Origin of the sequence: Flavobacterium jumunjinense (assembly GCF_021650975.2) — a bacterium.
GTDB lineage: Bacteria > Bacteroidota > Bacteroidia > Flavobacteriales > Flavobacteriaceae > Flavobacterium > Flavobacterium jumunjinense.
The window spans coordinates 3342321-3355723 of the sequence record NZ_CP091285.1 but is presented as its reverse complement, the minus strand read 5'-3'; the positions used below and the strand labels follow the sequence as shown (position 1 = coordinate 3355723).

The window sequence follows — 13403 nt, the reverse complement described above, 5'->3', positions numbered from 1 at the left end:
AAGATTATGAGTTTAGATAATTTACCAAAAAATAAAAAAATAATACTATTTGATGGTGTTTGTAATCTTTGTGATTCTTCTGTACAATTTATTATAAAAAACGATTCAAAAGATGTTTTTCGATTCACAGCAATACAATCTGAATTAGGTCAAGAGATAATTCATCACATTAATATTGACACTAAATTAATAGACTCAATTATATTATATGAACCAGGAGTTGCTTATTACCATAAAGCTGAAGCAGCACTATTAATTGCAAGAAATCTAAAAGGAGTTTATAAATTAATTAGCTACTTTAATTTCCTACCTAAAGGATTAAAAAATATGGTTTACGATTATATTGCGAAAAATAGGTATAAATGGTATGGAAAGAAAGATTCCTGCATGATACCAACACCTGAATTGAAATCAAAATTTTTATAAAAAACACTTAATATACAAAAAAAAGCCTTGCGTTTGCAAGGTTTTTTTTTTTGTGATCGCGCCAGGATTCGAACCTGGGACCTACTCATTAGAAGTGAGTTGCTCTATCCAGCTGAGCTACGCAACCATTATTAATTTCCGTCGGGGTGGCAGGATTCGAACCTGCGACCTCCTGCTCCCAAAGCAGGCGCGATGACCGGGCTACGCTACACCCCGAAAATTAAGCGGAGAGACAGGGACTCGAACCCTGGCGACGGTTGCCCGTCGACAGATTAGCAATCTGCTCCGTTACCACTCCGGCACCTCTCCAAATTAATCAATAAAAAACTTGTCTTCTTTTGCGTTTGCAAACGTACAACATTTAATTTCTTTTTACAACTATATCTTATCAATATAAAACCAAAAAAGAATTTAAAAAAAGCCTTGAATTCAAGGCTTTAGTGATCGCGCCAGGATTCGAACCTGGGACCTACTCATTAGAAGTGAGTTGCTCTATCCAGCTGAGCTACGCAACCATTATTAATTTCCGTCGGGGTGGCAGGATTCGAACCTGCGACCTCCTGCTCCCAAAGCAGGCGCGATGACCGGGCTACGCTACACCCCGAAAATTAAGCGGAGAGACAGGGACTCGAACCCTGGCGACGGTTGCCCGTCGACAGATTAGCAATCTGCTCCGTTACCACTCCGGCACCTCTCCAAATTAATCAGCAAAGAACTTATCCTTTTTTGCGATTGCAAATGTAGGATATAAAATTACTTTTCACAACATTTTCCCAATAAATCTGTTATCTTTTTTTTACAAATCTATTAATCAATTATATACAAAAAAACTTTTTTCTTTTAGCAAAGTAAAATCCTTATTAATAAACTAGTTTTTTAATTCAAAAATGAAAAATCGTTCATAATTACCAATAAAAATAGTAAATTCGCAATTCAATCTTAAAAAAATATATCATGAATAAAAAAGTTGTAATAGTTTCTGCTGTAAGAACGCCTATTGGAAGTTTCATGGGAGCATTATCAAGTGTACCAGCAACTAAATTAGGTGCAACTGCTATAAAAGGTGCATTAGACAAAATTAACCTTGATCCAAAAGAGGTAGATGAAGTTTTAATGGGAAATGTTGTTCAAGCAGGAAATGGGCAAGCTCCGGCTAGACAAGCAGCTATTTATGCAGGTATACCAGATACTGTACCATGTACAACAATTAATAAAGTTTGCGCAAGCGGTATGAAAGCTGTTATGCAAGGAGCACAAGCAATCATGTGTGGTGATGCTGATGTAGTAGTTGCTGGAGGAATGGAAAACATGAGCTTAATACCTCACTATGTTCACATGAGAAATGGAGTAAAATTCGGACCAACCTCTCTTGTAGACGGAATGCAAAAAGACGGTTTAATTGATGCATATGACAACAATGCTATGGGTGTTGCTGCTGATTTATGTGCTACAGAACACAAAATCACTAGAGAAGATCAAGATAATTTCGCTATTCAATCATACAAAAGATCTGCTGCAGCTTGGGATGCTGGAAAATATGATTCTGAAATTGTTCCTGTAGAAGTTCCACAAAGACGTGGTGATGCAATTATTATTTCAAAAGATGAAGAGCACACTAATGTCAAGTTAGAGAAAATTCCAGCTTTATCTGCGGTATTCACAAAAGAAGGAACAGTAACAGCAGCAAATGCTTCAACAATTAATGATGGGGCGGCGGCATTAGTCCTAATGAGTGAAGAAAAAGCAAATGCTTTAGGATTAAAACCATTAGCATACATAAAATCATATGCAGATGCTGCACATGAACCAAAGTGGTTCACTACCGCTCCATCTAAAGCACTTCCTAAAGCTTTAGAAAAAGCAAATCTTTCACTTTCAGATATCGAATTTTTTGAATTTAATGAAGCTTTTTCTGTTGTTAGTTTAGCTAATGCTAAAATACTAGGCTTAGACAACAACAAAATAAATGTTAACGGTGGTGCTGTTTCATTAGGTCATCCACTAGGGTGTTCTGGTGCAAGAATTATTGTAACTTTATTAAATGTACTTAACCAAAATAATGCGAAATTAGGTGCTGCTGCAATTTGTAATGGTGGAGGTGGTGCTTCTGCTATTGTAATTGAAAAAGCATAAAACATAATATTAACACACACTTTCATTAAATGTTTGGAATTTCTAACTTAGCAATTGTACCGATTCGACTTGAGCCTTCAGATAGAAGCGAACAGGTTTCGCAGTTACTATTTGGTGATCATTTCAAAATTTTGGAACAAATGGATAACAAATGGACCAAAATTACTACAGCATTCGACAATTACGAAGGTTGGATTGATAATAAACAATTCATTTACATTAATGAAGAGCAATACAACTCTATTGAAGATAACGAAATTATACTTAATGGAGATTTAATTGAATACATAAGTACAGCTAACAATCAATTAATACCTATACCGCTAGGTAGTTGCATTTCTTTTATTGAAAACAAAACAATAAAAGAATTCGGTATATTTGACGGTTTAAAGGTATCTGGTATAAAAAACAAATCAAATATCATTACAACTGCGTTAATGTATTTAAACACTCCTTATTTATGGGGCGGAAAAACACCATTTGGAATTGACTGTTCTGGTTTCACTCAAATGGTTTACAAGTTGAATGGATATAAAATTCTTAGAGACGCTTCTCAACAATGTACCCAAGGCGAAGCCTTAAGTTTCATTGAAGAAAGTGAACCTGGAGATTTAGCTTTTTTTGACAATGAAGAAGGCAACATTACTCATGTTGGAATTATGATGGAAAACAATTATATTATCCATGCATCAGGAAAAGTAAGAATCGATAGATTAGATCATTTAGGAATTTATAATGCAGAAACCAATCGACACACTCATAAATTAAGAGTAATTAAAAAAATTATTTAAATAAAAAAGCTCCGAAATTTTTCGGAGCTTTTTTATATCTATTTGATTATTTTGTCTTTCATATCTAAAACATCATAACACATATTCATTAATTTCTTAGAATCTCCATCTGATGGCATAATTTCATAAGCTTTTTCAAAGAAAGGTAATGCTTTTTTAAATATAGCTCTCCTCCTAATCATAAGCTTATCATACGTATCCCTATTATCAAGATTTGCGTTAATCTCATCAACTATTACTTTATCTTCTTTTAACTCATTAAAACCTAAATTATAATAAAATTTTGCTTCATCTGCTTTCAAGTCAGCATCATCAGGAAACATATTTCTTGCTTCAGCAAATACTTTTTTAGCTTTTTCAGCATCTCCATTTTCCAAAACTAAAGCAGCGTAAGTTCTATAGAAACCTGGTTTTTTAGTAATCATTTTGACATCTCTTGGATTAGCATACAAACCAGTACCAATTGATTTCAATCTCTCCTCCTTAGTTTCAAAATAAGCATCACTATCATTAGCTATACTTTTAGCATAATATTCTACACCATTATTCAAATAATCACTATTTAATAACTCTTTATATCTTTTTTCTGCTAATTTATAATCTTCCGACTGAAAAGATGTAATTGCTGCATTCTCTAAAGATCTACCTTTAGTCTCTTTGTCAAAAAGATATAAATTATAAAACATTTCACTAGCTTCTTTGAACTTTTTTTGCTCATTAAACTTATATGCCAAATCAGTAATCAAATTAGCAGCAATTCTTTTTTGAATTAATAATAATTCATAGTAGTCTTTATCTTGCTCTTTTTGTTCAATTGCAATAACTCCATTCAAAGCATTCCCATATTTTTGAATATAATCCTGAGTTAACAATCGCATTTTATCATCCATTGTAGCACTCTCTCCTTTTGAAGTAAATTCTACAATTGGATAAGCAGTTTTATAAAAAACAGAATAAGCTTTATCTGTTTTTTCTTTTGCTAGATATTCCAAAGATATCATAGCAACATTATACTTTTCTAAATCTCTCTCAGAAACTTTATCCTTAGAATAAATTTTCTTTAATGTTTTTAATTCGTCCTTCTGCGCAAAAGTAGCTGTAGTTAATAGCAGTGCTACTCCTAAAAAAATTGATCTCATTTTGTTAAATTATTTTTATTTGTTGCTTCAAAATAAAGCCCAAAACTAATTTTGGGCTATATTTAATTTATTAATCATTGTTTTCAACTGTATCTGTTGAATCAAATTCCGTGCCATTGATTTCGCCTTCTTCATCAATAATACCAGGTTCTTCCTCTCTTAACACCTTTGTTACGGCAGCAATAGAATCTTTACCTTTAATATTGATTAGTCGAACTCCTTGAGTAGCTCTTCCCATTACTCTCAAGTCTGAAACATCCATTCTAATAGTTAATCCAGATTTATTAATAATCATAAGATCATCTGCATCTGTAACATAATTAATAGAAACTAAAGCACCTGTTTTTTCTGTAATATTTAATGTTTTAACTCCTTTTCCACCTCTATTTGTAATTCTATAAACTGGCTCACCTTCATCTTCAATCTTAGTACGCTTACCATATCCATTTTCAGTTACAACTAAAATTTGAGATTCGTTAACTGCATTTTCATCAACTGAAACCATTCCGATTACTTCATCATTCTCATTTGCTAATGTAATACCACGAACACCAGAAGCTGTTCTTCCCATTGGTCTTGTCTTACTTTCCTCAAAACGGACAAGTTTACCTGATTTAACAGCAATTAAAACTTGACTATTACCATTGGTTAATTTAGCCTCTAATAATTCGTCTCCATCTTTAATCGTTATAGCATTAATTCCATTTTGACGCGGACGAGAATATTGCTCTAAAGGCGTTTTCTTTACTTGACCTTTTTTAGTAGCCATAATCACATAATGACTATTGATATATTCCTCATCTTTTAAGTCTTGTGTACAAATAAATGCTTTCACCTTATCATCTGATTCAATATTAATCAAATTCTGAATAGCTCTACCTTTACTTGCTTTTGTTCCTTCAGGGATTTCAAAAACGCGCATCCAATAACACTTACCTTTCTGTGTAAAATACATCAAATATTGATGATTTGTAGCCACAAATAAATGTTCTAAGAAATCTTGATCTCTTGTCGCTGCACTTTTCTGACCTACTCCTCCTCTATTTTGAGTTTTATACTCAGTTAAAGAAGTACGTTTAATATATCCAGCATGAGAAATTGTAATTACAACTTGCTCATCAGCAATTAAATCTTCAATACTTACATCTCCACCAGCATATTCAATTCTAGATCGTCTTTCGTCTCCGTATTTTTCTTTAATTTCAGCTAATTCTGTTTTAATAAGTTCCATTCGCAATTCTTTACTTGCTAATAACTCTTTTAAACCTTGAATAACTTTCATTATTTCATCATATTCAGCTCTTAACTTATCTTGCTCAAGACCTGTTAACTGACGTAAACGCATTTCGACAATTGCTCTAGCTTGAATTTCTGACAACTTAAATCTTTCAATTAACTTACCTCTAGCTTCTTCACCGTCTTTAGATGATCTAATTAACGCGATAACTTCATCAATATTATCCGATGCTATAATTAATCCTTCTAAAATATGTGCTCTTTCTTCTGCTTTTCTTAATTCATATTGAGCTCTTCTTATAACTACTTCATGACGATGTTCAACGAAATGGAAAATTAAATCTTTTAGATTCAACATTTCTGGTCTTCCTTTTACTAATGCAATATTATTCACACTAAAAGAAGACTGTAATTGTGTATACTTATATAATGTATTTAAAACAACATTAGGAACAGCATCGCGCTTTAGTTCGTAAACAATACGCATACCATTTCTATCCGATTCATCACGAATTGTAGCAATACCCTCTATTCTCTTATCATTAACCAAGTCAGCCGTTTTCTTAATCATATCGGCTTTATTCACTTGGTAAGGAATCTCTGTAACAATAATAGCCTCTCTACCATTAGACTCTTCAAAACCTGCTTTTGCACGCATCACAACGCGACCTCTACCTGTTTTAAAAGCTTCTCTAACACCATCATATCCATAAATGATACCTCCTGTAGGAAAATCTGGTGCTTTAATATGTTGCATTAACTCATCAATCTCAATATCATTGTTATCAATATATGCTAAAGTTCCATCAATTACTTCAGAAATATTATGAGGTGGCATATTTGTTGCCATACCTACAGCAATACCCGAAGCACCATTAATTAATAAAGTTGGTACTTTAGTTGGTAACACCTTAGGTTCTTCTAACGAGTCATCAAAATTCAATTGAAAATCAACTGTTTCTTTTTCTATATCTGCTAACATATCTTCCGATATCTTACGCATTCTTGCTTCTGTATAACGCATTGCAGCTGGACTATCTCCATCTACTGAACCAAAGTTACCCTGTCCATCAACCAGCAAATAACGTAAACTCCATTCTTGTGCCATACGCACCATTGCGTCGTAAACAGATGTATCTCCATGTGGGTGATACTTACCTAAAACTTCTCCTACAATTCTAGCTGATTTCTTATAAGCACTGTTAGACCTAATCCCTAACTCATGCATTCCAAATAATACTCTTCGATGTACTGGTTTTAACCCGTCTCTAACATCTGGAAGCGCTCTTGATACAATAACCGACATTGAATAATCAATGTAGGCTGATTTCATTTCATCTTCAATGTTAATAGGAATTAATTTTTCTCCTTCAGACATAAGTATTTAAATTAAAATTATATTCTTTTTATTAAACGTGCCAAGATACGGTTTTTTATAGTTTTGTTTTAAAATTTCATAGATAAATTTGAAAGATTTATTAACAATTTAATATTAAAAAATCATTATAAAACTTTCTTCTTAGATTTTTTTATTTCATTTTTTTTTTGTCTATTAGCATATAGAATCTGAAATAGGCATATTTCTTGCTTATTCTCTCATATCTTAGTATATTTACACCTACAACTTAGAATAAAATGGACGATAATTTTTCACCTAGAGTAAAAGACGTTATTTCTTATAGTAAAGAAGAAGCTTTACGTTTAGGACATGACTATATTGGCACAGAACACTTAATGCTAGGCCTTCTTAGAGAAGGTCAGGGTAAAGCAATGGCTATACTTAACAATTTGACTGTTGACTTCGACCATTTAAGAAGAAAAGTAGAGGTTTTGAGTCCTGCAAGTCCAGTAGGCACACAAAACAATGATAAAAAGAATTTACATTTAACACGACAAGCAGAAAGGGCTTTAAAGACAACTTTTTTAGAAGCAAAACTATACAATAGCACTTCTATTAGTACTGCTCATTTATTACTTTGTATATTAAGAAATGAGAATGATCCTACTACGAAATTGTTAAACAAATTAAAAATAGATTATGAATCTGTAAAAGATCAATATACAGCTATGATAACAAACGAAAACGATTATATAGAAAATCTTCCAAAGGCTGAATTTAACGACGATGCTGGTCAAGAAGAAAGCCCTAGAGACAGTGGTTTTAATACTCCACCTGCTGGGAACAAAGCGAATAAAAAATCAAAAACTCCTGTTTTAGATAATTTTGGTCGTGATTTGACTGAAATGGCGGAAGAAGGTAAACTAGACCCAGTAGTTGGTCGTGAAAAAGAAATTGAACGAGTTTCTCAAATTCTAAGTAGAAGAAAGAAAAACAACCCTTTATTAATTGGTGAACCAGGTGTTGGAAAGTCTGCAATAGCTGAAGGTTTAGCTTTAAGAATTGTTAAGAAAAAAGTATCTAGAATTCTTTTTAACAAACGTGTAGTAACGTTAGATTTAGCCAGTTTAGTAGCTGGAACTAAATATCGTGGACAGTTTGAAGAAAGAATGAAAGCAGTTATGAATGAATTAGAAAAGAATGAGGATATTATTCTTTTCATAGATGAAATTCATACTATAGTTGGCGCTGGAGGAGCAACAGGTTCATTAGATGCATCTAACATGTTTAAACCTGCTTTAGCAAGAGGAGAAATTCAATGTGTTGGAGCTACAACTTTAGATGAATACCGTCAATACATAGAGAAAGATGGTGCACTAGAGCGTCGTTTTCAAAAGGTAATTATCGAGCCTACTTCTGTAGATGAAACAATCATCATTCTTAATAACATCAAAGGTAAGTATGAAGACCATCATAATGTAACCTATACAGATGATGCTATTGAAGCATGCGTTAAACTTACTAACAGATATATGACAGAAAGATTCCTTCCAGACAAAGCTATTGATGCTTTAGACGAAGCTGGATCTAGAGTTCATATCACAAATATTGATGTTCCTAAGCAAATATTAGAATTAGAACGTCAACTTGAAGAGGTACGTGAATTAAAGAATACTGTTGTTAAAAAACAAAAGTATGAAGAAGCTGCTAAATTAAGAGATGATGAAAAACGCATTGAAAAAGACTTAGCAATTGCTCAAGAACAATGGGAAGAAGATGCAAAAAACAATCGTGTTACAGTAACTGAAGATAATGTAGCCGATGTTGTTTCTATGATGACAGGAATACCTGTGAATAGAATTGCACAAACTGAGAGTAATAAATTAGCTAAACTGCCTGAATTAATCAAAGGTAAAGTAATTGGACAAAACGTTGCAGTTGAAAAAATTGCAAAAGCAATTCAAAGAAATAGAGCAGGTTTAAAAGACCCAAACAAGCCAATTGGTTCATTCATATTCCTAGGTCAAACTGGTGTTGGAAAGACACAATTAGCTAAAGTATTAGCTAAAGAACTTTTCGATTCTGAAGACGCACTAGTTCGTGTTGACATGAGTGAATACATGGAGAAATTTGCAATATCTAGATTAGTTGGAGCACCTCCAGGTTACGTAGGATACGAAGAAGGTGGACAATTGACCGAAAAAGTGAGAAGAAAACCATATTGTGTTGTCTTACTAGATGAAATTGAAAAAGCACATCCAGATGTATTTAATATGATGCTTCAGGTTTTAGATGACGGTCATCTTACAGATAGTTTAGGACGAAAAATAGATTTCAGAAACACTATCATTATTATGACTTCTAATGTTGGTGCAAGACAATTGAAAGATTTTGGACAAGGTGTTGGTTTTGGAACAACAGCTAGAACAAATCAAGCAGACGAACATTCAAGAGGTGTTATTGAAAATGCATTAAAAAAAGCATTTGCTCCTGAATTTTTAAATAGAATTGATGATGTAATAGTCTTTAATACATTAGAAAAAGAAGATATCAATCTAATTATTGATATAGAAATGGATAAATTATACCTACGTGTTAAAGATTTAGGATATAACTTAAAACTTTCTGAAAAAGCAAAAGATTATATTGCTGATAAAGGATTTGATAAACAATTTGGAGCAAGACCTCTAAAAAGAGCCATACAAAAATATGTAGAAGATGCTCTTGCTGAAGAAATAATAACTTCAAAAATACAAGAAGGAGATCAAATTTTTATGGATCTAGACGAAACCTCCAACGAGTTAATAATCGAAATAAAAAAAGCTGAAAAACCTACTAATTAGTAGGTTTTCTTTTCTTTAATAAATAAACAAAAAAAAGTACTACATTAGATTTAATTTTACGAAATAAAATGCAAGACAAAGTAATAGTTGGTAGTGAAGAATGGTGTTCTTTCCCTACATTAGGGATTCCTACAATCAAAGCACGTGTTGACTCAGGAGCAAAAACATCAGCCCTACATGCTACAAGCATAAGACCTTTTGAAAAAGACAGTGAAGATTGGGTAAAATTTGACATAAACCCTATTCAGAATAATGCTAAAACCGTTATTCATTGTGAAGCAAGATTAGTTGATCAAAGAATTGTTAAAAGCTCAAGTGGTTTTCGCGAAAAAAGATTCGTTATTAAGACTCCTGTTGAAATGGGGGGTAAAAAATGGGAAGTAGAACTTACTTTGACCAATAGAGATTCTATGGGCTTTAGGATGCTTCTAGGAAGAGAAGCTATGTCTGGAAGGGTTTTAGTAGATCCTGAAAAAAAATACGTACTTGGACAACCTAGCAACGAAAAACTTAAAGAGTTTTATTATGATAATTCTAATATAAAGAAAGGATTACGAATAGGACTTCTTGCTAGTAATCCAGATTTATATAGCAACAAAAGAATAATTGAAGCAGGAGAACTTCGTGGACACGAAATGCATTTCCTAAATCTTAAGTATTGCTACATGAAGTTAGATGCTAACACTCCTGAAATTCATTACAGAGGTGGTAAAGTTTTAAATGATTTTGACGCAGTAATTCCTAGAATTCGCCCTAGTATGACGTATTACGGTTGTGCTCTTACAAGACAATTTGAAGCTTTAAAAGTTTTTGCATTGAATAACGCAGCTGCAATTACTCAATCTAGAGATAAACTATTTTCTTTACAGTTACTTTTAAACAATGGTGTGGATATTCCAACAACTGGATTCGCAAATTCACCATTAGACACAGATGATTTAATCAAAATGGTTGGTGGATCACCGCTAATTGTTAAATTACTAGAAGGTACACAAGGAAAAGGAGTTGTATTAGCAGAAACTAAGAAAGCAGCAGAATCTGTAATCAATGCTTTTAAAAGTCTAAATGCTAACATCTTAGTTCAAGAATTCATCAAAGAAGCGAATGGTAAAGATTTACGTCTTTTTGTTGTTGACGGAAAAGTAGTCGCTTCAATGCAAAGAGAAGCAGCTCCAGGAGAATTTAGAGCTAATATTCACATGGGAGGAACTGCTTCTATTGTAAAAGTAACACCCGAAGAGAAAAAGATTGCAATTAGAGCCGCAAAAGCAATGGACTTAAAAGTTGCAGGTGTTGATATTATTCGTTCTAGCAAAGGACCATTATTGTTAGAAGTTAACTCATCTCCAGGACTTGAGGGCATTGAAGGAGCTACGCAAAAAGATATTGCAGGAGAAATGATTAAAGCAATTGAGAAAAATTTCAAATGGAAATAAATAGAATAAAAAAAAATATACTGAATACTATTTTAATAATTTTTAAAACAAAGTAAGTTATGACTCTGAATATATTATCGCAAATTATCATTGTCTTTGTCGCAATATTACATCTCTATTTTCTTTGGTTAGAAATGTTCGCTTGGACCACAAAAGCCCCTAAAGTTTTTAAAAACTTTCCAAAAGAGCTATTTCCTAAAACTAAAACTTTGGCTGCCAATCAAGGTCTATACAATGGCTTTTTAGCTGCTGGTTTACTCTGGTCTTTAACAATAAGAAACCCCGTTTGGAGTCATAAAATTGCAATTTTCTTTCTAAGTTGTGTTTTAATTGCTGGATTATATGGAGCACTAACTGCTTCTAAAAAAATATTTCTTGTGCAAGGTTTACCTGCATTAATCGGGTTATTATTAATTTTAAGTTCCTTCTAAAAAATTGCTCTACAAAATAATTCTTATTTTTATTTCGTAAATTTCTTACAACAACAAAAAAGACAAAAGCTGCTAAAAAGCTGCTTTTGTCTTTTTTATTATCTATATATAATATTAACCAAAAACTTCCTCATCAATCTGGAAACTTCTCAGAAAATCAATAGATTTTTCGATATCATAGTGTAAAATTCTATCTTCACTAACAAATGATACTTCATCGCGATACGATTTTATAAACATTTCTATAAAGTCACTTGATTTTAAAGGTCTTCTAAACTCTAAAGCTTGGGAAGCGTTTAACAATTCTATTGCTAAAATTCGTTCCAAATTATCAACAATTCTCAATGTTTTTGTTGCTCCATTTGCTCCCATACTCACATGATCTTCTTGACCATTACTTGACACAATACTATCAATACTAGAAGGAGTCGCTAATTGTTTGTTTTGACTAACAATACTTGCAGCAGTATATTGTGGAATCATAAACCCTGAATTCAATCCGGGGTCACTAACCAAGAAAGCAGGTAAATCTCTCAAACCTGAAATTAATTGATAGGTTCTTCTTTCAGAAATACTTCCTAATTCTGCAAGCGCTATCCCTAAAAAGTCTAGCGCAAGTGCCAAAGGCTGTCCGTGGAAATTACCTCCAGAAATTATTTTATCTTCTCCAACAAAAATATTTGGATTATCTGTTACCGAGTTAATTTCGGTTTTAAAAACCTTCTTAACATATCCAATCGTGTCTTTACTTGCACCATGTACCTGAGGAATACATCTAAAAGAGTAAGGATCCTGAACATGCTTTTTCTCTTGTTCGATAATCTCACTTCCGTCTAGAATATCGCACATTCGTTGTGCTGTTTCAACTTGACCTTTATGTGGTCTAATTAAATGAATTAAATCTGTAAAAGGTTCAATTCTTCCATCAAAACCTTCCAAAGAAATGGCTCCAATAACATCTGCTAAATACGATAATTTAGTCGATTTAATTAAAATATAAACACCATAAGCACTCATAAACTGAGTACCATTTAATAGTGCCAACCCTTCTTTAGATTTCAATGTTAATAAATCCCACCCCATACTCTCTAACATTTTATAAGCAGGTTGTCTAAAACCATCTTTATAAACTTCACCTTCTCCAATTAAAGGTAATGCTAAATGAGCCAAAGGTGCTAAATCTCCACTTGCTCCTAAAGAACCTAATGTATAAATTACTGGTAAAATATCATGATTATAAAATGCAATCAAGCGTTCAACCGTTTCTAATTGAACACCAGAATGTCCATAACTTAATGATTGAATTTTAAGTAGAAGCATTATCTTTACGATTTCCAAAGGTACTTCCTCACCTGTACCACAAGCATGAGATTTCACTAGGTTATCTTGTAATTTTGATAAATTTTCTGTAGAAATTTTCACATTACAAAGCGAACCAAAACCAGTATTTATACCATAAATAGGATTTTCGTTAGATTTTAACTTATCATCTAAATAAACTCTACATTTAACAATATTCGCTCTTGCTTCTTCCGATAGTTCTAACTTTAAATCTTGCGAAATAATTTCATTAATCATTTCAATTGATAATAAATCTGAACTTATATAATGCACTGTTTCCATTTCTTT

At 32.6% G+C, this 13403-nt stretch carries 9 protein-coding genes and 6 tRNA genes; 6 read left to right on the top strand and 9 right to left on the bottom strand.

Annotated elements, in window-relative coordinates:
- Positions 1-6 precede the first annotated feature (6 nt).
- Positions 7-426, top strand: a complete 420-nt coding sequence (locus tag L2Z92_RS15155) for a thiol-disulfide oxidoreductase DCC family protein (protein ID WP_236455150.1) — start codon at positions 7-9, stop codon at positions 424-426.
- A 53-nt stretch (positions 427-479) separates the two neighbouring features.
- Here L2Z92_RS15155 and L2Z92_RS15150 read toward each other — a convergent pair.
- The 6 genes from L2Z92_RS15150 to L2Z92_RS15125 form a co-directional block, all read right to left on the bottom strand.
- Positions 480-553 (bottom strand) — tRNA-Arg (locus tag L2Z92_RS15150).
- A 14-nt stretch (positions 554-567) separates the two neighbouring features.
- Positions 568-642, bottom strand: a tRNA-Pro gene (locus tag L2Z92_RS15145).
- 9 nt (positions 643-651) lie between these two features.
- A tRNA-Ser gene (locus L2Z92_RS15140) sits at positions 652-735 on the bottom strand.
- Positions 736-867: 132 nt separating this feature from the next.
- A tRNA-Arg gene (locus tag L2Z92_RS15135) sits at positions 868-941 on the bottom strand.
- A gap of 14 nt (positions 942-955) precedes the next feature.
- A tRNA-Pro gene (locus L2Z92_RS15130) sits at positions 956-1030 on the bottom strand.
- Between the two features lie 9 nt (positions 1031-1039).
- A tRNA-Ser gene (locus L2Z92_RS15125) sits at positions 1040-1123 on the bottom strand.
- A 257-nt stretch (positions 1124-1380) separates the two neighbouring features.
- On the opposite strand from L2Z92_RS15125, the gene L2Z92_RS15120 reads away from it, so the two are divergent.
- Both L2Z92_RS15120 and L2Z92_RS15115 read left to right on the top strand, forming a co-directional pair.
- The gene (locus tag L2Z92_RS15120; protein ID WP_236455148.1) at positions 1381-2559 is read left to right on the top strand and encodes an acetyl-CoA C-acyltransferase; all 1179 of its coding nucleotides are present in this window, start codon (positions 1381-1383) and stop codon (positions 2557-2559) included.
- A 29-nt stretch (positions 2560-2588) separates the two neighbouring features.
- Positions 2589-3350 carry a C40 family peptidase gene (locus tag L2Z92_RS15115; RefSeq protein ID WP_236455146.1) on the top strand — a complete coding sequence of 254 codons (762 nt, stop codon included), beginning with the start codon at positions 2589-2591 and terminating at the stop codon, positions 3348-3350.
- A 38-nt stretch (positions 3351-3388) separates the two neighbouring features.
- Here L2Z92_RS15115 and L2Z92_RS15110 read toward each other — a convergent pair whose 3' ends face one another.
- Both L2Z92_RS15110 and gyrA read right to left on the bottom strand, forming a co-directional pair.
- Entirely contained in the window at positions 3389-4489 is a 1101-nt protein-coding gene (locus tag L2Z92_RS15110) for a tetratricopeptide repeat protein (protein WP_236455144.1), read from the bottom strand.
- A 70-nt stretch (positions 4490-4559) separates the two neighbouring features.
- Positions 4560-7103: a DNA gyrase subunit A gene (gene gyrA, locus L2Z92_RS15105; protein ID WP_236455142.1), complete on the bottom strand. Its 2544-nt coding sequence runs from the start codon at positions 7101-7103 to the stop codon at positions 4560-4562.
- Between the two features lie 257 nt (positions 7104-7360).
- Between gyrA and L2Z92_RS15100 the strand changes: the two genes are divergently transcribed.
- The 3 genes from L2Z92_RS15100 to L2Z92_RS15090 all read left to right on the top strand — a co-directional run bounded on the left by L2Z92_RS15100 (position 7361) and on the right by L2Z92_RS15090 (position 11774).
- Positions 7361-9907, top strand: coding sequence for an ATP-dependent Clp protease ATP-binding subunit (locus L2Z92_RS15100; RefSeq protein ID WP_236455140.1), 2547 nt, complete (start codon positions 7361-7363; stop codon positions 9905-9907).
- A 68-nt stretch (positions 9908-9975) separates the two neighbouring features.
- On the top strand, positions 9976-11343 hold the full coding sequence (gene rimK, locus L2Z92_RS15095; RefSeq protein WP_236455138.1) for a 30S ribosomal protein S6--L-glutamate ligase: 1368 nt from the start codon (positions 9976-9978) through the stop codon (positions 11341-11343).
- A gap of 65 nt (positions 11344-11408) precedes the next feature.
- A complete protein-coding gene (locus tag L2Z92_RS15090) occupies positions 11409-11774 on the top strand; it encodes a DUF1304 domain-containing protein (RefSeq protein WP_236458868.1) in 366 nt (121 codons plus the stop codon).
- A gap of 114 nt (positions 11775-11888) precedes the next feature.
- Here L2Z92_RS15090 and hutH read toward each other — a convergent pair whose 3' ends face one another.
- On the bottom strand, positions 11889-13397 hold the full coding sequence (gene hutH / locus L2Z92_RS15085; protein WP_236455137.1) for a histidine ammonia-lyase: 1509 nt from the start codon (positions 13395-13397) through the stop codon (positions 11889-11891).
- Between the last annotated feature and the right edge of the window lie 6 nt (positions 13398-13403).

Coding starts and splice junctions, on each gene's coding strand:
- L2Z92_RS15155 (WP_236455150.1), top strand. CDS start 7: ATGAGTTTAGATAATTTACCAAAAAATAAAAAAATAATACTATTTGAT.
- L2Z92_RS15120 (WP_236455148.1), top strand. CDS start 1,381: ATGAATAAAAAAGTTGTAATAGTTTCTGCTGTAAGAACGCCTATTGGA.
- L2Z92_RS15115 (WP_236455146.1), top strand. CDS start 2,589: ATGTTTGGAATTTCTAACTTAGCAATTGTACCGATTCGACTTGAGCCT.
- L2Z92_RS15110 (WP_236455144.1), bottom strand. CDS start 4,489: ATGAGATCAATTTTTTTAGGAGTAGCACTGCTATTAACTACAGCTACT.
- gyrA (WP_236455142.1), bottom strand. CDS start 7,103: ATGTCTGAAGGAGAAAAATTAATTCCTATTAACATTGAAGATGAAATG.
- L2Z92_RS15100 (WP_236455140.1), top strand. CDS start 7,361: ATGGACGATAATTTTTCACCTAGAGTAAAAGACGTTATTTCTTATAGT.
- rimK (WP_236455138.1), top strand. CDS start 9,976: ATGCAAGACAAAGTAATAGTTGGTAGTGAAGAATGGTGTTCTTTCCCT.
- hutH (WP_236455137.1), bottom strand. CDS start 13,397: ATGGAAACAGTGCATTATATAAGTTCAGATTTATTATCAATTGAAATG.